The organism is Haloplanus sp. GCM10025708 (assembly GCF_042663985.1).
GTDB lineage: Archaea > Halobacteriota > Halobacteria > Halobacteriales > Haloferacaceae > Salinirarus > Salinirarus marinus.
Map to the genome: position 1 here is coordinate 40,317 of NZ_JBHSZA010000011.1, position 17,712 is coordinate 58,028.

The 17,712-nt window shown below is 69.4% G+C and carries 20 protein-coding genes and 4 pseudogenes; 9 read left to right on the forward strand and 15 right to left on the reverse strand.

The window, feature by feature from the left end; genetic code table 11:
- Positions 1 to 2 precede the first annotated feature (2 nt).
- From ACFQJD_RS03065 to ACFQJD_RS03075, 3 genes are all read left to right on the forward strand, one after another.
- On the forward strand, positions 3 to 1,574 hold the full coding sequence (locus ACFQJD_RS03065) for an amidase (protein ID WP_379796065.1): 1,572 nt from the start codon (positions 3 to 5) through the stop codon (positions 1,572 to 1,574).
- A gap of 92 nt (positions 1,575 to 1,666) precedes the next feature.
- Positions 1,667 to 1,876, forward strand: coding sequence for a hypothetical protein (locus ACFQJD_RS03070; protein ID WP_379796067.1), 210 nt, complete (start codon positions 1,667 to 1,669; stop codon positions 1,874 to 1,876).
- 143 nt (positions 1,877 to 2,019) lie between these two features.
- Positions 2,020 to 2,532 (forward strand): TrmB family transcriptional regulator, encoded by a 513-nt coding sequence (locus ACFQJD_RS03075; RefSeq protein WP_379796069.1) that lies wholly within the window; start codon positions 2,020 to 2,022, stop codon positions 2,530 to 2,532.
- Between the two features lie 176 nt (positions 2,533 to 2,708).
- On the opposite strand, the gene ACFQJD_RS03080 is transcribed toward ACFQJD_RS03075, so the two are convergent.
- From ACFQJD_RS03080 to ACFQJD_RS03095, 4 genes and pseudogenes are all read right to left on the reverse strand, one after another.
- Positions 2,709 to 3,440 (reverse strand): DNA-directed RNA polymerase subunit epsilon, encoded by a 732-nt coding sequence (locus tag ACFQJD_RS03080; protein ID WP_379796071.1) that lies wholly within the window; start codon positions 3,438 to 3,440, stop codon positions 2,709 to 2,711.
- Between the two features lie 164 nt (positions 3,441 to 3,604).
- Positions 3,605 to 3,742 (reverse strand): hypothetical protein, encoded by a 138-nt coding sequence (locus ACFQJD_RS03085; RefSeq protein ID WP_379796073.1) that lies wholly within the window; start codon positions 3,740 to 3,742, stop codon positions 3,605 to 3,607.
- Between the two features lie 71 nt (positions 3,743 to 3,813).
- A complete protein-coding gene (locus ACFQJD_RS03090) occupies positions 3,814 to 4,734 on the reverse strand; it encodes a hypothetical protein (RefSeq protein ID WP_379796075.1) in 921 nt (306 codons plus the stop codon).
- Positions 4,731 to 5,548: pseudogene (locus ACFQJD_RS03095) on the reverse strand (M48 family metalloprotease). Before ACFQJD_RS03095 ends, ACFQJD_RS03090 begins: the two are co-directional and overlap by 4 nt.
- Before the next feature lie 215 nt (positions 5,549 to 5,763).
- Here ACFQJD_RS03095 and ACFQJD_RS03100 point away from each other — a divergent pair.
- The 6 genes from ACFQJD_RS03100 to ACFQJD_RS03125 all read left to right on the forward strand — a co-directional run bounded on the left by ACFQJD_RS03100 (position 5,764) and on the right by ACFQJD_RS03125 (position 9,235).
- Complete coding sequence (locus tag ACFQJD_RS03100; protein WP_379796076.1) at positions 5,764 to 5,910, forward strand: rubrerythrin-like domain-containing protein; 147 nt, start codon at positions 5,764 to 5,766, stop codon at positions 5,908 to 5,910.
- A 61-nt stretch (positions 5,911 to 5,971) separates the two neighbouring features.
- On the forward strand, positions 5,972 to 6,961 hold the full coding sequence (locus ACFQJD_RS03105) for a hypothetical protein (RefSeq protein ID WP_379796078.1): 990 nt from the start codon (positions 5,972 to 5,974) through the stop codon (positions 6,959 to 6,961).
- Positions 6,962 to 7,011: 50 nt separating this feature from the next.
- The gene (locus ACFQJD_RS03110) at positions 7,012 to 7,785 is read left to right on the forward strand and encodes an AAA family ATPase (RefSeq protein ID WP_379796079.1); all 774 of its coding nucleotides are present in this window, start codon (positions 7,012 to 7,014) and stop codon (positions 7,783 to 7,785) included.
- A complete protein-coding gene (locus ACFQJD_RS03115; RefSeq protein ID WP_379796081.1) occupies positions 7,782 to 8,324 on the forward strand; it encodes a hypothetical protein in 543 nt (180 codons plus the stop codon). Before ACFQJD_RS03110 ends, ACFQJD_RS03115 begins: the two co-directional genes overlap by 4 nt.
- Positions 8,325 to 8,407: 83 nt before the next feature.
- Complete coding sequence (locus ACFQJD_RS03120; protein ID WP_379796082.1) at positions 8,408 to 8,857, forward strand: OsmC family protein; 450 nt, start codon at positions 8,408 to 8,410, stop codon at positions 8,855 to 8,857.
- A 54-nt stretch (positions 8,858 to 8,911) separates the two neighbouring features.
- Positions 8,912 to 9,235 carry a HalOD1 output domain-containing protein gene (locus ACFQJD_RS03125; RefSeq protein ID WP_379796084.1) on the forward strand — a complete coding sequence of 108 codons (324 nt, stop codon included), beginning with the start codon at positions 8,912 to 8,914 and terminating at the stop codon, positions 9,233 to 9,235.
- On the opposite strand, the gene ACFQJD_RS03130 is transcribed toward ACFQJD_RS03125, so the two are convergent.
- From ACFQJD_RS03130 to ACFQJD_RS03180, 11 genes and pseudogenes are all read right to left on the reverse strand, one after another.
- A complete protein-coding gene (locus tag ACFQJD_RS03130; protein ID WP_379796086.1) occupies positions 9,189 to 10,205 on the reverse strand; it encodes a DUF7504 family protein in 1,017 nt (338 codons plus the stop codon). The two genes, ACFQJD_RS03125 and ACFQJD_RS03130, sit on opposite strands and share 47 nt — an antisense overlap.
- 38 nt (positions 10,206 to 10,243) lie before the next feature.
- Positions 10,244 to 10,567, reverse strand: a complete 324-nt coding sequence (locus ACFQJD_RS03135; RefSeq protein ID WP_379796088.1) for a hypothetical protein — start codon at positions 10,565 to 10,567, stop codon at positions 10,244 to 10,246.
- Positions 10,568 to 10,646: 79 nt separating this feature from the next.
- Complete coding sequence (locus ACFQJD_RS03140; RefSeq protein ID WP_379796089.1) at positions 10,647 to 11,000, reverse strand: 4a-hydroxytetrahydrobiopterin dehydratase; 354 nt, start codon at positions 10,998 to 11,000, stop codon at positions 10,647 to 10,649.
- A 138-nt stretch (positions 11,001 to 11,138) separates the two neighbouring features.
- Positions 11,139 to 11,846 carry an adenosylcobinamide amidohydrolase gene (locus ACFQJD_RS03145; RefSeq protein ID WP_379796091.1) on the reverse strand — a complete coding sequence of 236 codons (708 nt, stop codon included), beginning with the start codon at positions 11,844 to 11,846 and terminating at the stop codon, positions 11,139 to 11,141.
- A pseudogene (locus ACFQJD_RS03150) lies at positions 11,839 to 12,847 on the reverse strand (aminotransferase class I/II-fold pyridoxal phosphate-dependent enzyme). Before ACFQJD_RS03150 ends, ACFQJD_RS03145 begins: the two are co-directional and overlap by 8 nt.
- A 154-nt stretch (positions 12,848 to 13,001) precedes the next feature.
- Positions 13,002 to 13,552, reverse strand: a pseudogene (locus ACFQJD_RS03155) (NTP transferase domain-containing protein).
- Complete coding sequence (gene cobS / locus ACFQJD_RS03160; protein WP_379796093.1) at positions 13,552 to 14,328, reverse strand: adenosylcobinamide-GDP ribazoletransferase; 777 nt, start codon at positions 14,326 to 14,328, stop codon at positions 13,552 to 13,554. The pseudogene ACFQJD_RS03155 and the gene cobS overlap by 1 nt, the downstream one beginning before the upstream one ends.
- Positions 14,329 to 14,405: 77 nt before the next feature.
- A complete protein-coding gene (gene cbiB / locus ACFQJD_RS03165; RefSeq protein WP_379800373.1) occupies positions 14,406 to 15,308 on the reverse strand; it encodes an adenosylcobinamide-phosphate synthase CbiB in 903 nt (300 codons plus the stop codon).
- Positions 15,309 to 15,324: 16 nt separating this feature from the next.
- Positions 15,325 to 15,948, reverse strand: coding sequence for an HAD family hydrolase (locus tag ACFQJD_RS03170; RefSeq protein WP_379800367.1), 624 nt, complete (start codon positions 15,946 to 15,948; stop codon positions 15,325 to 15,327).
- Positions 15,949 to 16,883: 935 nt separating this feature from the next.
- Positions 16,884 to 17,465 (reverse strand): annotated as a pseudogene (locus ACFQJD_RS03175) (amidohydrolase family protein); the annotation flags it as partial.
- Entirely contained in the window at positions 17,462 to 17,599 is a 138-nt protein-coding gene (locus tag ACFQJD_RS03180) for a hypothetical protein (protein ID WP_379796094.1), read from the reverse strand. The gene ACFQJD_RS03180 and the pseudogene ACFQJD_RS03175, both read right to left, overlap by 4 nt.
- Positions 17,600 to 17,712 lie beyond the last annotated feature (113 nt).

Here is a 17,712-nt window from a genome sequence, read left to right on the forward strand (position 1 = left end):
CGATGCCGTCCGAAACGTATCCCACGATCCATCGCCCGCCGCCGGAACGGGTGGCGGCCATCGCCGAACAGTTGGGGCTGGAGTTGACCGACGAGGAACTGGCGGATTACGCCGAACTCCTCGACGGCGCGTTAGCCGACGTCGAACGCATCGTGGAGCTTCCGTCCCCCGAGTTCGAACTCCACCGCCGCACGTACACGGACCGCCCGGCGGGACACCGGCCGACGGACGACGACAACCCGTGTAACGTCTGGATTACGAAATGCACCGTCGAAGGGGACGAACGCGGACCGCTCGCGGGGCGGACGGTCGGACTGAAAGACAACATCGCGCTCGCGGGCTACGAGATGACCTGTGGATCGCGTCTGCTGCGGGGATACGCCCCGCAGATCGACGCGACGGTAGTCACTCGGCTGCTCGACGCCGGGGCGACCATCTCCGGGAAGCTGAACATGGAGGCGTTCGCCTGGTCGGGTTCCAGCGACATCTCGGACTACGGCACCGTCCCCAACCCGCACGACCCGTCGCGACTGGCTGGCGGATCGTCGAGCGGGAGCGGGGCGGCCGTCGCACTCGGCGAGTGCGACATCGCCCTCGGCGGCGATCAGGGCGGATCGATTCGCATTCCGGCGTCGTGGTGTGGCATCGTCGGCCTCAAACCGACGACCGGGCTCGTCCCGTACACGGGAATTTTCCCGCTCGACCCGACGATCGACCACGTCGGACCGATGACACAAAGCGTCGAAGACGCGGCGGTCGCCACGGAGGTCCTCGCCGGCGAAGACCGCCAGAACGGCGTCAAGATGGACGCCAGACAGCCCCGCGGCGTCTCGGCTGACGACTACACCGCCGCTCTCGACGAGGCCGTCGACGGGATGACCCTCGGCGTCCTCGAGGAAGGGTTCGACTGGGACGAGTCGAATCCGGCGGTCGACCGGACGGTTCGCGGCGTCGTCGACGAGCTCGAATCCCGGGGCGCGAACGTCGAGTCGGTGAGCGTCGACTACCACCGGGACATCCTCTCGCTCATCACGCCGATGGAGATTCAGGGCGGAACGCGACTCGTCGAGGAGGCGGGAGTCGGAACGCACCACACCGGGTGGTACTGGTCGGATCTGATCGACGCGTTCGAACCGCGCAAGGAGTCCCGCGCGGACGAACTCCCGCCGACGGCGAAAAACTCGCTCATCGTGGGGACGTATCTCGCCGACGAGTTCGGCATCGAGTTCTACGCCAAAGCCAAGAACGTCATCCTCGAACTCGAGCGCCAGTTGAACGAGCACCTCGACCGCTGTGACGCGCTGGTGATGCCGACGATTCCGATGTTGCCCTACGAGCGAGACGAGTCGTTGAGTCGGGTAGAGCGAGTCGGACGCATCGTCGAGAACCACCGGAACACCGCCACCTTCGATCACACGCACCACCCGGCGTTGACCCTGCCGTGTGGGAGCGTCGACGGGTTCCCCGTCGGGATGCAGTTGGTGGGGAGTCACTTCGACGAACGGACGCTGTTCACCGTCGCCCAGACGGTCGAGGAAATCGCCGACGCCCCCGAACTGCCGGTCTCGCCGTAGACGACGTTCGTCCGCGCGACGGTCGGTGCGTTTTTCGGGGAACCGGTCGTACGCCCGCGTACGACGCGGTCGTACTCACCGGACGCGAAACCATGCTACTCGACGCAATCCGCGAGACGCTCCGGCCCAACCGACGGAACGTCGCCGCCCTCTGTGCGCTCGTCGCGTTCGGCCTCGCGGTGCAGTTCGTCTCGAACACAGCCCTCAGATACGGCATCTATCTCCTCGCGTTCGTCGCGTGGATGGCGTGGTTCGTCGAGACGTGCGTCGAGGTGCTACGCCGCTGGGACGAGGTAGCGTAATTCGAAGACCGTCTACTTCTTGGACTATATCAGGGTGTTATTTTTGAATATTGGATCAGTATTCGACGAACATCGTGACATCGGCGACGATTGGTTAGTAATCAGAACACCTATTTCCCCCTGACCCGTACCGCGTGACTCGAATGGAGCTAACCGATCGCCAACAGGAGATCCTCGCCGAACTCGTCGACGGATACCGGTCGACGGAGGAACCGATGACGGGTGAAGACGTCGCCGAGGCCGTCGGGCGGACGACGGGATCAGTTCGCGGACAGATGCAGAGCCTCACCGCGCTCAATCTGGTCGAGGGCATCCCCGGTCCCGGTGGCGGATACAAGCCCACGGTGAACGCCTACGAGGCGCTCGACGAGCAGTCGCTGGACGACGCCGAATCGCTCGTCCTCGCGCGCGAATACGAACGTCGGGACGTCGTCGTCGACGAGATCGACTTCGTCGACGTCAATCATCCGGAGGAGTGTCGTGCCCGGCTCACGCTCGATCAGCCGGTCACGCAGTTCGAAGTCGGCGACGCCGTCGTCGTCGGCCCCACGCCGCGGACGCGTCTCGTCGTCGCCGGCCAGGTCGAGTCCTTCGACGAAGGCACCAACGAACTCCGCCTCGACGTGGCCAAACTCGAAGCGCCGCTCGAAGCCTGACCTGCGCCCCGCGTTCGGCGTCCGTCGGCCGTACGGACTTTCGGCGACGATCGCCGAGTCGTTCGCGCCCGCGACGCCGAAGCCGGACGCGTCGGGGGATTCCCGCGTCCCCGACGGCGGTCCCGTCGCGCCGAACGCGGCCGTTGTCGCGTACGCAGTTGCCCCGGCGCGGGGCGTTACTCGTCCGATTCGGTCGTCCGTTCGCGGTCCCGCACGTCCGGCAGGTTCGGGTCGCGATACGGGTTTCGCCCGAGAGCGACCCCGCCGACGCCCCGCGACTCGACCTCCTCGCGGAGCGTCCGGTGGAGGCGGTTCAGACTCGTCTTGTCCAGGTCGTGGGCGTCCAGGAGGTCCTCGAAGGCGGCCTCGTCTTTGACGGAGTCGAAGCGGTCGTACAGCGACTGCAACTCCTCGGGCGAGCGGTCGTTCACCCACTCGGTGTCGTGCAGGCCGAGCCGTCGTTTCCGGTCGTCGTCGACGACGTAGCGGATGGCGACCAGCGCCACCTTCTCGATCGCGCGCTGGCTGCCGAACGCCGAGAAGTCCAGGTCGCGGACGATACCGAGGGCGCGGTCACGCTGCCACGGCGTCAGCGACAGGTGACTGCACAGCGCGTGGGTGATGCGGAGTTTGTCGAGGCGGTGCATCCGTTCGCCGTGACCCGCCATCGCGGCGTGGCGCTCGTCGTGTAACTGCCGTACCGTCTCGGAGACGTCCGCGGACGGCGACTCCGCGCGACCGATGAGCGTCGCCGCGGGCGAGACGACGCCCCAGCGCCGCGTGTGGACGTCGCGGTTGGCCGCGGACCGCGCGAGCGCGCCCGAACCCGGACGAACGTCGAGACGAGCGTGCTGCTCCGCCGAGTTTGCCGACGGCCGCGAGCGAGTCGGGATTCCGCGGTCGGTCATTCGGTACGGACTCGTCGCTCGCCGTAGTTCAAACTTCGGTCGCGGGCGCGGCGGCCGGCACGCCCGGCGGCGCGAGCGCTCGAAGCGTGCGGTTCCCGCGAGAAACTCCCTCTATATCTTCCCGTTGTGACGAGAACGACTTAAAGGAACGCGGGTCCCCCGACTCACGCGACTTTCGTCACCGCGTAGTGGGTGCCGACGTCGTGTGCGTTCCGGTCGGCGGCGACCCGTTTGGCCTCGGCGCGCGTCTCGAACGGCCCGTCGACTCGCCGTCCGTCACAGGTGACGTAGTATTCGCCCATGGTTCCGTACAGCGGCGTCGTGACCTTGACTGTAGCGGCGTCGTCGAAAACGAAGCGCCCGCGAACGCCCTCTATATCTCTCCGTTGTGACGAGAACGACTTAAAGGCGACCGCCCGGCGACGTAGTCGACGGTGAGAAATCGCTGGCCGAGGACCCACATCGCGTGGCGGGCGAGCACCGCGTCGCAGTCGTCCGACGTATCGCGGTCGACTCGACGCGCGAGCGACCGTACGCTGTCGGGGGCGGGTGCGTCGGCCGTCGAGGGCCACACTCGGAATCGCTGGTCCATCGGCGCGGCGGCCGCTCCGCGGCGGGTCACGAGGTAGAGGCCGGGGTGGCCGGGACGGCGCGTGGTGAGTTCGACGCCGCCCGCGTCGAGCTGTTCCGGACGGAGCACGGTGCTCAGATTACAGTACGGGAGCGGAACGGCGATGTTGACGTCGCGGATCCCGTCGTGGACGTGGCTCGCATAAAGGGCGACGAAGACGGCGTTTCCCGTCGCGGCATCGGTTCGAATCCACGCCCGCGCACCGTCGCGCGGGTCACAGTCGGTGCGGAGCGGGACGAAACGGCTCTCGAGGTGACGCACCTCCGCGTCGCCCGGGCCGGGGAGGTTCAGCTGACGGAGGCGACTCGTGAGCCGGGTAGCAGCGGCCGCGCCGAGGCGGAAGCCGCGGTGCCACCGCACGCGGTAGGCCATCCGGTAGTCGGCCGTCTCCTCGTAGAAGCGGCGGACTGCGGGGGCAACGGCGTCGGGGTCGAACCCCGGCCGTGCGTAGGCCGACAGGTCGTCCATCTCGCCGCGAACCGTCCCCTCGGCGGCGAGCTCGGTTCGGTCGACGAAGTCCGCACCGACGCGACCGCGGGCGACCACCGGCGAGAACGGCACGCCGTCGGGGACGCGACTGTGCGAGAGACTGATCGCCCCCGCCCCGACGCCGAGGGCGGCCGCGAAGAGCCGACGGCGTCGATCCATCGTCGCCGCGTTCACTCCCGGAGGCGGTCGATGCGCTTCTCGACCGGCGGATGCGTCGCAAACAGGGAGCGCAGGAGACCGCGCTCTCCACCGAAAATACAGAGGGCGTTCACGTTCGATTCGACGTCCGCGCCGCCCCGTGCGCCGCGCTGGATCTTCTCCAGGGCGCGAGCGAGGGGTCGCCGCCGCCGATGGCGTCCGCGGCGTCGCTGTCGGCGACGTACTCGCGGTAGCGCGAGATGGCGAGGACGAACACCATCACGACCAACTGGCTCAGCGTTCCGGCGACCATGCTCAGGGCGAAGTCCGCGATGTCGTTGTCGCCGGTGAGCAAGATGCTCCACTGGACGGCGATGCCGACGAGCGACGCGATGCTCTGTCCGAGGACCATCATCACCACGTCCCGGTTGCGGATGTGCGCGAGTTCGTGTGCGAGGACGCCCTCCAGTTCGTCCGGTTCGAGCAGCCGGAGGAGTTCCGACGAGACGACGACGACGCCCGCGCCCTTGCGCCCGACCGCGAAGGCGTTCGGCACGCCCATGTCGGCCACCATCAGCCGGGGTTTCTCGATACCCATCTCGTCGCTCAGGCGGTCGACCCGGTCGTGAACCGTCCGGTGTCGCTCTTCGGACAGCTCCTCAGCGCCGACGCTCCAGAGCGCGACTTTCTTCCCGAGGACGTGCTGGACGCCGACGAACAGCACCGATCCGGCGAGGACGATGGGGAGCCCCACGCCCATGGCGAACGCCACGGCGGCGAGTAGCGCGTAGAAGCCGAACAGGATGCTGCCGACGACGACCATTCGGACCTTCAGCCCGAGATGTCGCATGGTCGAATCCAGCGGTTCTCGGACTTTATGTCCACTGACTCGGGACGAAACGCGACCGGTCGTCCGCGGAGGCGACGCTCGACCGGATACAAAACCCGGGTCCGCCGTGCTACTATTATTTCACGAACCGACCTCTATATCGGGATTTGATATTGAATCATTTAAGAATATTAAGAGTAGGTTTATATCCGAGAACGAAAAGCTCGGTACGAGTTATGGTCCGATCGGATTCGCACCCGTCGACGGACGAACAGCAGTTCGAATGCATCGATTGTCTGGAACGCGTCGTCTCGGACGACCGCGTCAGCGTCTGTCCGGTGTGTGGGTCGCGGATGCAGAACGTATCGCTCCCGCGCGAGTGATGACGACGACGTGCGTTTGAGCTACGAGCAGGCATTTATGCGTTCCTCGCCGAGAGGGCGTATGTCAGATTCCCCTCCCTCCCGACGGCGATTTCTGTCGGCGGTCGTCGCGTCGACCGTGGCTACGGCGCTCTCCGGATGTCTCGGCGCGTTCGACGGGGGCGACGCCGACGACTCGACGCGGGTGCTGGCGCTCACGCTCTCCCGCGACGGCCGATCGCTACGCGAACAGTTCGTCGACGACCTCTCGGAGACTCGGCTCACCCACGACGAACGAGCGTTCGAGGCGGCCCGCGACGGCCGGCCCTACACGACGCGGTACCGGACGCCGTTCGATTCGACTCCGGAGGACCCAACCTACACCGAACGGAACGGCACCTACTACCGCCTCGACTCGGTCGTCGTCGACGAAGCGACGGCGACCCGTCCGGTCCTTCGACTGTCGGACGTCGGCGATCCGAACGACTCGGCGACGCCCGACGGCGTGGCCGCCTCCCGCCTTCCCGCGGTCGACCGGAAAGCCGTCGAAGTCGCGTACTTCGCCGCCCGGGCGCGCGGCAACGAAGGCGGCGTGCCGTGGGGATTGGTCCGGCGCGGCGGCTACGTCTACGGGAGCGGCGAGGCCGTCGACGCGAGCAGGCTGCTGGCCGACGACGGCCCGACTCACGTCACGTACCGTGAGACGGTCTACGCGGTCGAAATCGACCGCGAACAGTTTCACGGACCCGTCTACCGGGCGACAGTCGAACCGGTCGCGGAGTCGCCCGAGCGCATGGAGGCGATTCTCCGGGCGAAGTTCGTCGACGCCCGTATCTCGCGAGACGCTCTCTCGCCGGCGGCGCGGAACGTGATGGAGTCGGCGCGAACCGGGGGTTACAGCGAGTCCCACCCCTACTCGTCGGGCTACCGGGACGTGTTGCGAGCGATGCACGAACGGGCCTACCTCGACGGCGACGTCCGGAAGGACGCTGGCGTCGACGACGAGGGACGCCGGATGCTCCGCTACGACGGCGCGTACTACGACTATCGGCTTCGGTTCCGGACGGAGTGACCGGCGCGGGAGGCGAAGCTTTATTCGCGGGCGGACGGGAGTCCACGCCAATGGTCGAGGCGTTCGCGGTGGCGAGCGGGAAAGGTGGGACCGGCAAGACCACCAGCACGCTCGCGCTGGGGATGGCGCTCGCGGAGCAGTACGACGTGACGGTGGTAGACGCCGACACGGGCATGGCGAACCTCCTCTTTCATACGGGTCTCGACGACGTCGACGTGACGCTGCACGACCTGCTCGTCGAGGACGTCGCCACCGACGTCTCGGCGGCCGTCTACGAGCGATTCGGGATGCACGTCGTCCCCTGCGGGACGAGTCTCGCCGCGTTTCGGGCGGCAGACCCCGAACGCCTCCGCGGCGTCGTCGCCGACCTCGCCGCCGACACCGACGTCCTCCTGCTCGACTCGCCGGCCGCCCTCGGCTCGAAGAGCGCCGTCCTGCCCGTCGTGCTCGCCGACCGCACGGTCGTCGTCCTCCAGCCGACGATCCCCTCGCTCAGCGACGGCCTGAAGGTCCAGGAGTACGCCCGGTCGTACGGGACGGAGACGGCGGGCATCCTGTTCAACCGCATCCGCGACGACGCGGACGTCGACCGCGTGGTCGACCGGGCGGAACGCTACTTCGGCGGTCGGACGCTCGGCGTCGTCCCCGAGAGCGACGTCGCCAGCGACGCCCGGCGCGCCGGCGAACCCCTGCTCTCGTACGCGCCGGAGTCGACGGCGGCCGAGGCCTTCCGCGACGCCGCCGCCCGCATCGACGTCCGCGCCGGCGACAGCGAGGACGTGGCCGACCGCTTCCGGAGCGCCGTCGTTCCCGACGAAGTATGAGAATCCCACGTGGCCGTCTCGTCCGATCGCGGGTCGTCAGCGACCCCGGCGTCGCCCTCGCGTCGGCGCTCGACCGCGAACTCACGGGGTACGCCGTCTTCGAACCGCAGGACGCGCTCCTCCTGGACGAGGGGACCGCCGGCATCGTCACCTTCGACTCGGGGGTGCCGGTGCTCGCGTACAACACGGAGACTGACCGCGGCGGCGCGGACGCCCTCGCCGACCTCGCGGTCCCCGGCCCGTACAGCGTCGAACTCTACGAAGTCGACGCCGCGGCCCTCGAAGACACCCACGACACCCCCGAGCTCCGGGTCGCACCCGACGTCCCCGCCGACCGCCTCGCGGGCGACCTGGCTCTCGCCGAACGCACTCGCGAGGCGGCCCCCGACGACCGACTCGACGCCGGCGACCCGGCCGATCCCGTGGAGGCGTTTCTCGAAGACGAGGAGAAAATCGAGGCCATCCGCGAACAAGCCCGGGAGGAAGCCCGGACCCGCGCCGAGGAGTGGGGACTCTCAGCCGCATTGGACGACGGGTGAGTGGGGACTCTCGGCCGCATTGGACCACTCCGCCGACACGGGCCTGCGGTAGCATTTAGTTCGTGGCAATCGTCCCCGGACGTATGTCGGAGCAGAATCTCGTTTCGTTCGGCACCGAGGCAGTGAGCGACAACGCGACCAAGACGACGGTCGAGGTCCGCGATTTCGAACTGGTAATCGACGAACCCGAGTCCCTCGGCGGCACCGACGACGGCCCCAATCCGCTCGAGTACGTCCTCGCCTCCCTCTCGGGGTGTCTCAACGTCGTCGGACATCTCGTCGCCGACGAGATGGACATCGACGTCCGCTCGATGTCGTTTTCGGCCGAGGGCGACGTCGACCCGCGGAAGTTCCAGGGAACGTCGGACGAACCGCGTGCGGGCTACGAGGAGATTCGCGTCACCGTCGACGTGGACACCGACGCCGATGAGGAGACGCTCGACGGCTGGATCGCGACGGTCGAAGAGCGATGTCCGGTCACGGACAACCTCAGATACGAGACGCCTCTCGACATCAGCGTCTCGACGGCGTGACCACCCACATACTTATGTATCCTTCCACTGCACTGACTGACGAGACGACTCCCTATGCGCCAAGAAAGCGATGATCCGGGCCGGGTAGTTCCCGAATACGACTCCGAACGACGGGTGTACGCGGTCGATTACGAGAAAACGGGCGACACGGAACTCAGCGTGACCGTGGTCCACGCCGTGATGGACGTCACGGGTCGCGACCCGACGCAGGTACATCTCAACGACGTCGTCCAGCCGGACGCCCTCAACGCCATCTTCGAGGACAAACACGACGGCACGCCGCGCCGAGGCGGAGACCTGTCGTTCGTCCTCGCGGGGTGTAAAGTCGAGATCACCAACGACGGCGAACTGCTGATCGACCCGTCGTTCGAGGAGTAGCCGCCGTCACTCGGAGAACTCTTCGACGTACTGCCTGAGCCGTCGATTCCGCCTCGCCGCCGGCGAGAGGGTCACCTCTTTCCCGTCGGTGTCGAACTCCACGAGGCCGGCGTTCTGTAACTGCGGGAGGTGTGAGGCCGCCAGCGCCGTGTACACCCGGTCGCACTCTAACGACGTGAGATCGTCGACCTCGGCGTCGTTCTCGGTGGCGGCGACGCCGGCGGCGAGCGCGCGCAGTCCGACCGGGTTCTCGTGATCGTAGAGGTACGCGAGGATGTAGCGCCGCCGCGGATTGCGAACGACGTCGCGTTCGACGTCCGCGGCCGACGACCGCTCGGCCCCGGCGTCCGTCTCGGACCCACAGACGTCGTCGAACAGCGGCTCGAGCGTCTTTATCGTCCGGTCGTCGTGTCGGGTTGGGTCGAGGTGGACGTGTACACGCGTCCGCTCGCTTGACGTATCCCGTGAGGACGTGGAGGAACTGGAACACCTGCTCGGTGCCGCGTTCGCGGAGCATCGGGGTCAGCGAGTCGACACAGACGACCGTTCGCCGGCCGTCGTCGGCCCAGTCGTCGAGATACAGCGTGATGGCCGTCCCGAGGCCCTGCAGGTCGCCCGGGTCATTCATCGCCGTGAGCGTGACGTTGCTCCCGGGGAGAGACGTCGGCGTCGACGGTGACCGGGCGGCCGAACGAGTGGACTCGGCGAAACTGATGAGGCCGAACGCAGCGGGCATCGCCCCGGAGACGTCACGCCAGCGGTCGAGTACGTCGTCGACCAACTGCGTGTACGTGACCACCAGTACGTTCTCCTCGGCGGGGTCGGCGGCCGTCAGTCGGTGGGCGCAGGCGTCCGCCGCCCCGAGTTCGCTTCGTGACGTGAGCACGAGCGCCGTCGCCGGCTCGGGGTCGCCCTGCCAGTCGTCGCGTTGCCCCGTGGATTCGTCGTCGACGTCGTTCGGGCCCACCATATCGAACGTCCTGTCGGGAAGACATTCCTGTGGACGGACTAATAAATGTGCCGTGTCGACTGTTGGCATCCTCCCTTTCCCGACGCAATCGGGTCACTGCGATCGGTTCCGTCGCCGCGCACGTCGAGGTCGGTTCCGTCGCGCGGACAGTAGTCGTACGACGGGTTCCGGGTGGTGAATCCACACGTCGGACACTCCCTGACGGGCGGTGGCTCCGCCTCGTTCCCTCGGCGGAAGAGCAGCGGCACGAACGGGACGAACAGAAACACCAGCAGGGTGTCGAAGTAGTACCACGCGGCGACGCTCGCGGCGAGGCTGACGGCGAATCCCAGGAGTGCGGTGAGTGTCCGCGACCCGACCATGGTCGGCGATTGTCGGGACACGGACAAGTGCGTGCCGGTACGTCAGTGGCCGGCGGGGGCTCGAACCCGAGCGGCGCGCTCACTCCGGCGCGTACGCCTCGTGGATCCGGTCCATCCGCGCCGCCATCACGAAGTCGGTCTCGTGTAGCCCGTCGATTTTGTGCGTCCACATCTCGACTCGCACCTCGCCCCACGACAGGTGGAGGTCCGGGTGGTGCCATTCCTCCTCGGCCAGCTCGCCGACGTCGTAGGTGAACTCCAGCGCGTCGCGGAAGTCGTCGAACGCGTAGGTCCCTTCGAGATGGTGGTCGTCGACTACCTCCCAGACGTCGCCGTCGAGTTCCGCGAGATAGTCGGCGTACTCCGCCTCCGTGAGCGGTTCGTCCTCCGAGGTGCAGGCCTCGCACTCGTAGTCCGCCAGTGCCTTGTCCATGCCTCCCCGTACGGGAGCCCCGCGCTTGTATTTCACCCCTCGCGTGAGGCAGATTCCGGCGTCGAGCCACCGCAGCGCTCGACGAAGACGCCGCGTCGGTGCGACCCGCGGACGTCGTGGTGGCCGATCCGTCGCCGTTCACACCGGCGAGACGTCCGCCCGGCCCTCGGTGACGACGCCGTGGTCGGCGTCGGCGACGGCGTCGGGGAAGTCGTCGTCGGGATACCGGGAGGCGAGGCTTGCGCGGAGGGCGTCGCGGACGCAGACGCGCGCGGCGTGGCCCACCTCGGTGGCACTCCCGGAGAACGACGTCGGCTCGCCCGACGGGTCGCAGGCGACGACGACGGCGTCGCTGGTCGTCCCCGTGAAGCCGGTGGTGGCGAGCAACGTCGCCGTCCGCGCCTCGGCGACGAGGGCCAGCAGGTTCGCCTGCGCGCCGGCGTCGAGCGCGCGCGTCGTCCCGAGGACGACGTTCACCGTCCCGGGCGTCGGCGTGTCGTCATCGGCGCGGGGGACGGCCGTGCCCCGCGAGTCGGCGTCGACCGGGAGCGCCGCGGGGTTCGAGAGCCCTGCCGTGACGACGGCCTCGACGGGGCCGAAGCGGGCACACCGGGCGTGGCGCTGGTCGACGCCGGTCAGCAGGGCGGGGCCCTCGTCGTCGAAGCCGGCGTCGGTGCACCGTTCGGCGACGAACGCCCCGAGGTCGGTGCGCGAGAACCCCTCGGGGACGGTGACGTTGTAGGCGGCCGGTGCGTCGGTAAAGCCGCCGCCGAAGCCGGTCGAGAGCCACCGCGCTCCCTCGCGCCGGAGGCGACAGACGCCGCGGGCGCGCGTCGCCTCAAACATCCGACAGCGCGTCGAGCAGGCAGTCGTTCTGTGAGGGGCGTTTGACGGCGACGCGGACGTGCGAGTCGAGGCCGGGAAACGTCGTCGCGTCGCGGAGGACGATGTCGCGTTCCCGCGCGGCGTCGATCACCGTCGACGCGTCGTGCGGGGAGACGTCGAGGAGGAGGAAGGGGGCGTCCGAGGGGTGGACGTCGAACCGCGTCGACAGCGCCGCTCGCATCCGTTCGCGCTCCGACTCGACGCGGCGGCGCGTCCGCTCGACGAACTCGGTCTGTTTCATGCAGTATGCGCCGACGTCGGCACAGGGCGTCGAGAGCGTCCACGTCAGCCGCGCCGTCTCCAGGCGGTCGCGCAGGTCGCCCGTGGCGACGGCGAACCCCGCCCGCAACCCCGGGAGGCCGAACATCTTGGTGAGCGACCGCGCGACGACCACGCCCGGCTCGCCCGCGAGGCTGGGGCGGTTGGTGAAATCGAGGAACGCCTCGTCCGCGACGAGGGTCGTCCCGGCCCGCCGGCAGCGCTCGGCGAACCGGACGAGTTCGTCCGTCGGGTAGGCGTCGCCGGTCGGGTTGTTCGGGTTGCAGACGATGGCGGCGGCGTGGTCAGACGGATCGGCGTCGAGGAGTTCGTCGTACGGGACCGCCTCCGGGAGTCCGCCCTGAAGCCTGATCTCCCGGTCGTACTCGCCGAAACTCGGCGTCGGGACCAGCACCGACTCGCCGGCTTCGACGACGACGTTCAGCGCGAGACGGATGGCGGCCAGACCGCCGCTGGTCGGGACGACATCTCGGGGTTCACAGCCGACGTAGGCCCCGGCCGCCGTCCGGAACTCGCAGTAGTCGTCGGCGGGGTACTCGCTCGCGGCCCCGAACGCGGACTCGTAGATTCCGACGACACCCGACGGTCGCTCGGGGTTCGTGTTCGCGCTGAAATCGAGCAGGCGCAGATCGGCTGCCCCCGTGTGCCACGCGCTCGACCCCAGCGACGGCTTCAGGATCCATGGGTGCGGGTGATGTACTGCAATGCCTCAAGTGTTCCGTCCGCGACAACGATTCGCACACACTCCCTCCGCGAGCCAGTGCACGCGGCCGGCGTCCGGACTCGGCGGCCCCGACCCCGTCGTCGTCCGCGACGATCCCTGTCCCGCATCGGGGCCTACGCACACAACGCCGCCGCGAGTTCGACGTCGGACGGTCGGTTCACGTTCACGGCGAGTCGGGCGTCGTAGCTCACGTACGTGGCGTCGTCGGCCTCGCCGACCACGTTGAGCCCGGTCGGCGCGAACTCCTCCCGTCGCGTTCGAACGCCGAATCCGCGCTCGCGCCGAGTCGGCGTTTCAGTTCCGCCGGCACGACAACGGTGAGCGACCCGCCACCGGCGACGGCCAGAGTGCGGTCGACGAGGATCGGTTCGAGCAGTGGGAGGTCCGCGACGGCGGTGAGGACGGGGCGCTCGACCCGGTCGAGCGCGTACTGCAGATCGGCGACGTAGCCCTCGCCTGGGGCGTCGATAACGGCCACGCCCCGGTCGACGAGGTGGCTCCGCGTCGCCGGCGTCTGCGGCGAGACGACGGCGAAGACGTCGTCGGCGTGGCTCGCCGCGAGGGCTTCGATCACCCGGTCGACCATGGGTATCCCGCCGACGTCGACGAGCGGTTTCTCCGCCTCGTACTCGGGACGGAGGCGCGTCCCCTCGCCGCCGCACATCACGAGAGCGTCCACGCGATCACCCCCGCGTGGACGGCGACGACCCGCCCGAGTTCGTTCGTCGCGCCGAGGACGTCGCCGCTCACGCCGCCGAGCCGCCGACGACTCCACCGGGCGACGGCCAGCGCGACGACGGGACCGGCGGCGACGGCCACGACCAGGGCCGGCGTACTGCCGGCCGGCGCGAACGCCGCGGCCGGAAGCGCCACGAGGAGGGCGGGCAGGAGCGACGCCGGTCCGGATTCGTCGACGACGGCGGAGCCGAGCCCTTCGTGTGCCGCGTCGCCGAGGCAGACGACGGTGGCGACGCCCGCCTTTGCGCCCACCTCGGCGGCGAGAGCGAGACGGACCCCGACCGCCGGCGTCGCTTCGGCCATCCCGAGCGCGCCGAACGCGAGCGCCACGAGCGCGAGCGAGAGCGCGAGGACGCCCCCGACGCCGGTAGCGGAGTCTTTCAGGACGGCCCGTCGGCGGTCGGTCGCCGACGGCGCGTCGTCTCCGCCGCCGGTGCTGTGGACGGCCGCCGCGTCGCCTGGGTCGGCGAGGCCGTCGGCGTGGGTGACGCCGGTGACGAGATAGAGGCCGACGAGATAGAGGACGGCCACGGCGGTGACGGGTGCCGCGAGCAGAAACGGGAGCGCGGCGAGCGCCCCGACGACGTAGCCGGCGAGGGTGAACGCGGCGGGGGTTCGACGGAAGGCGTCCCACGCTGCTTCGCCGCCGCCGACGGGCAGGCGCGTGAGGAACGCGAGCGCGCCCCGAAGTGCAGCGGGCACAGCGCGGAGCGTAGTAAGCACAGCGCGGAGCGTAGTAAGCACACCGCGGAGCGTAGTAAGCACACCGCGAAGCACGCTCAGAACCACGCTCGCACCCCCGGCGGGAGACACGCTGCGACGCCGAACGCGAGCAGTCCGGCGCGGCCGACGACGCGGACGCCGCGTCTCGCGTCGTCGACGGACGGGAGTCCCTTCCCGCCGTCGAGCGCGTAGTGGCCCGGTTTCTCGAGGCGGACGCCGAGGACGACGGCGAGCGTCGCCATCGGCCACCCGGAGTTCGGCGACGCCGGCGCGCGGGCCTCGCGGCGGGCGGCGACCAGCGACCCAGGTCGCCCGGCCGCGACGGCGACGAGGACGGCGCTCGCGCGGGCGGGAAGCCACATGACGGCGTCGTCGAGGCGGGCGCTGGCCCAGCCGACCGGTTTCGAGCGGTAGCCGAGCACGGAGTCGAGCGTGTTGACGGTCTTGACCCACGTCGCGCCCGCGGCGGCGAGGGGCGAGAGCGGAGCGACGAGCGCGAAGGCCGCGAGCGGAGCCACCAGCCCGTCGGCGAGGTTCTCGGCGGCGCTCTCGACGGCGGCGCTCCGGACCTCGGCGGCGGACAGCGTCGACGCGTCCCGTCCGGCCAGGGCTCGCAGGTCCGTCCGGGCGGCGTCGAGATCGGCGTCCGACGCCGCGGTGACGCCTCTCGCGGTGTCGAGCAGCAGTCGACGGCTCGTCGCGGAAAACAGGACGAGGCCGGCGGCGACGGCGGCGACGGCCGGGTGGGCGCGCTCGGCGACGGCGACGCCCGCGCCGACGAGGCCGGCGGCGCTCAGCGGCAGGAGGACGGCCACGGCGACGCCGACGAGGCGCGGCCGCGTCCAGCGTCGATCGACGCGTGTGATCGCCCGGCCGATCCACGCCACGGGATGGGCGCGGGCCGGTGGCTCGGCGACCAGTCGGTCGAGCGCGGCCGCCAGCAAGACGGCCGTCGCCACTCCCCGGGAAACGGCGTCACGGCGTCGCCTCCAGTCGCTGTGGGAGTTCGGCGAGCGGGGCGTCGGACACGTCGACGTAGCAGCCGCCGACCGACTCGACGCCGCCGTCGGTTCGTTCGTCGTCGCCGACGTGGACGAGGTCGTCCGCACGCACGCCGAGTTCGGCGGCGACGGCGTGGAAGGCGCGTTCGTCCGGTTTCCGCCAGCCACACCCGACGCTGGTGACGACGGCGTCGAACGCGTCGCGGTCGAGTTCTGCGCGGGCCAGCGCGCGGGAGACGAGACCAGGGACGCTACAGTTCGAACAGAGGGCGACCGGACCGGCGGTGCGCGCGGCGTCGAGGGCGACGGCCGCTCCCTCTCGTGTTCGAACGTCCGGGTCGAAGGCGGCGGCGACGGCGCGGCGGACGACGGCGCCCGGCGCGTAGACGCCGCGGCTCCGGAGCGCGGCCGCGACGTGTGCCGGCAGGGGTGTCTCCGCGCCCGGCGGCGCGTCGACGTGTCGTTCGCGATAGGCGTCGTCCCAGTCGGCGGGGACGGGGACGCCTCGCTCGTCGAGGGCGTCGCCGACGGCGGCCGCCGGGTCCGACGGAGACGGGACGCACACGAGCGTTCCGAAGAGGTCGAACGAGACTGCCACTGCCTCGTAGTTAGCGAAAACGAACTTGAATATGCTGGTGCGAGCGCGCGCCGCTGCTCGACGCCGGCGCGAATCGCTCGCCCCGGCGTCTCGCCCGTCGTCTCGCCGTCGCGGACGACGAACTCGCCGTCGACGAGGACGTGGTGGATTCCCTTCGGATGCCGGCGCGGGTCGTCGAACGTCGCGGTGCTACGCACGGTGGCGGGGTCGAAGACGACGAGGTCGGCGTCCATGCCTGGCGGACGAGACCCTTGCGGTCGAGTCCCATCGCCCGCGCCGGAAGCGACGTCATCTTCCGCACGGCTTCTTCGAGCGTGAGCAGGTTCTCCTCGCGGACGTACGTCCCCAGGATTCGGGGTACGTGCCGTACACGCGCGGGTGTGGTTTGCCGCCGAAGAGGCCGTCCGTGGCGACGCAGACGCGCTCGTTCGACAGGATCTCTCGCACGTCGCCTTCCTCGAGCATGTGGGCGACGATGCTGACGCCGAGTTCCTCCTCCGCGAGGAGGTCACAGACTGCGTCCGTGGCCCGGACGCCGCGTTCGTCGGCGATCTCCGCGATGCTCTTCCCCTCAGGGCGGCGTTCGCCTCGCTCTCGACGTTCGAGACGACGAGGTTCTCCCACCCGGTCAGCGCCCCGAAGTTCTCCCAGCCGTCGATGCGCCAGCGTTCGACGTCGGCGTGGATGCGGTCGCGGGACTGCTCGTCGGTCAGGTGTTCTATCGTCCCGTCCGGGCCGTCGGCGTGGACCCACGGCGGTAACACGACGGAGAGCATCGTGCTGGCCGCGGTGTAGGGGTACTGCTCGACGGTGAGGTCGACGCCGCGGTCGCGCGCCGCCTCGACGAGCGCCAGCGCCCGGTCGGCTTTCCCCTGTTGTTGGGTCCCGGCGACCTTGCAGTGCGAGAGGTGGAGCGGGATGCCCGCCTCGGCACCGACGTCGACGAACTCGTCGAGCGCGTCCCAGAGCCACCGCCCTTCGCTCCGGACGTGTGCGACGAACGGGCGACCGTACGGCCCGAGGCGGGCGGCGAGTCGTTGCACCTCCGCTCGGTTGGCGTACGTACACGGCGTGTAGATGAGACCGGTCGAGAAGCCGAGCGCGCCGTCTTCGAGGCCTTCGGTCACGAGTTCCGCCATCTCTTCGAATTCGGCGTCGGTCGGATCGCGGTCCGCCATGCCGAGGACGTTGAACCGGACCGTCCCGTGGCCGACGAGGAGGCCGACGTTCAGCGGCACGCCCGCGGCGTCGACGGCGTCGAGGTAGTCCGCGACGCTCCCCCAGGTCCAGTCCACGTTGACGTCGCCATCCAGCGCGCGCAACTGCCGTTGCCACTCGTCCGCGCCGCCGTCCCGGTACATCGGGGCCATCGAGAATCCGTCCTGTCCCAGTATCTCGGTGGTGATTCCCTGCCGAACCTTGGGTTCGAGAAGCGAGTCGAACAGCATCAGATCGGAGTGTGAATGCGTGTCGACGAACCCCGGACAGAGCACCCGGTCGTCCACGTCGACGGTCACGCTGGCGTCGACGTCGGGGGTCGACTCCTCGAGACGGCTGAGACGACCCCGTCCCGCACGACGACGGAGCCTCGGAACCACGGTGCGCCCGTTCCGTCGACGACGCGAGCGCGTTCGAAGACGACGTCCGACATACTACTCGGTTCGGCGAGCGCCGTGAAAAGTACTCCCGTGGTCCTCGCCGGTAGCTTGATGTGAACGATTCACATTGAGGCGACTGATGCGCGAGACACGCTCCGAGCGCACC

Coding starts and splice junctions, on each gene's coding strand:
- ACFQJD_RS03100 (WP_379796076.1), top strand. CDS start 5,764: ATGGTCCGATCGGATTCGCACCCGTCGACGGACGAACAGCAGTTCGAA.
- ACFQJD_RS03115 (WP_379796081.1), top strand. CDS start 7,782: ATGAGAATCCCACGTGGCCGTCTCGTCCGATCGCGGGTCGTCAGCGAC.
- ACFQJD_RS03145 (WP_379796091.1), bottom strand. CDS start 11,846: ATGTTTGAGGCGACGCGCGCCCGCGGCGTCTGTCGCCTCCGGCGCGAG.
- ACFQJD_RS03180 (WP_379796094.1), bottom strand. CDS start 17,599: ATGTCGGACGTCGTCTTCGAACGCGCTCGCGTCGTCGACGGAACGGGC.
- ACFQJD_RS03135 (WP_379796088.1), bottom strand. CDS start 10,567: ATGGTCGGGTCGCGGACACTCACCGCACTCCTGGGATTCGCCGTCAGC.
- ACFQJD_RS03080 (WP_379796071.1), bottom strand. CDS start 3,440: ATGACCGACCGCGGAATCCCGACTCGCTCGCGGCCGTCGGCAAACTCG.
- ACFQJD_RS03120 (WP_379796082.1), top strand. CDS start 8,408: ATGTCGGAGCAGAATCTCGTTTCGTTCGGCACCGAGGCAGTGAGCGAC.
- ACFQJD_RS03105 (WP_379796078.1), top strand. CDS start 5,972: ATGTCAGATTCCCCTCCCTCCCGACGGCGATTTCTGTCGGCGGTCGTC.
- ACFQJD_RS03130 (WP_379796086.1), bottom strand. CDS start 10,205: ATGGTGGGCCCGAACGACGTCGACGACGAATCCACGGGGCAACGCGAC.
- ACFQJD_RS03085 (WP_379796073.1), bottom strand. CDS start 3,742: ATGGGCGAATACTACGTCACCTGTGACGGACGGCGAGTCGACGGGCCG.
- ACFQJD_RS03125 (WP_379796084.1), top strand. CDS start 8,912: ATGCGCCAAGAAAGCGATGATCCGGGCCGGGTAGTTCCCGAATACGAC.
- ACFQJD_RS03110 (WP_379796079.1), top strand. CDS start 7,012: ATGGTCGAGGCGTTCGCGGTGGCGAGCGGGAAAGGTGGGACCGGCAAG.
- ACFQJD_RS03065 (WP_379796065.1), top strand. CDS start 3: ATGCCGTCCGAAACGTATCCCACGATCCATCGCCCGCCGCCGGAACGG.
- ACFQJD_RS03140 (WP_379796089.1), bottom strand. CDS start 11,000: ATGGACAAGGCACTGGCGGACTACGAGTGCGAGGCCTGCACCTCGGAG.
- ACFQJD_RS03070 (WP_379796067.1), top strand. CDS start 1,667: ATGCTACTCGACGCAATCCGCGAGACGCTCCGGCCCAACCGACGGAAC.
- ACFQJD_RS03075 (WP_379796069.1), top strand. CDS start 2,020: ATGGAGCTAACCGATCGCCAACAGGAGATCCTCGCCGAACTCGTCGAC.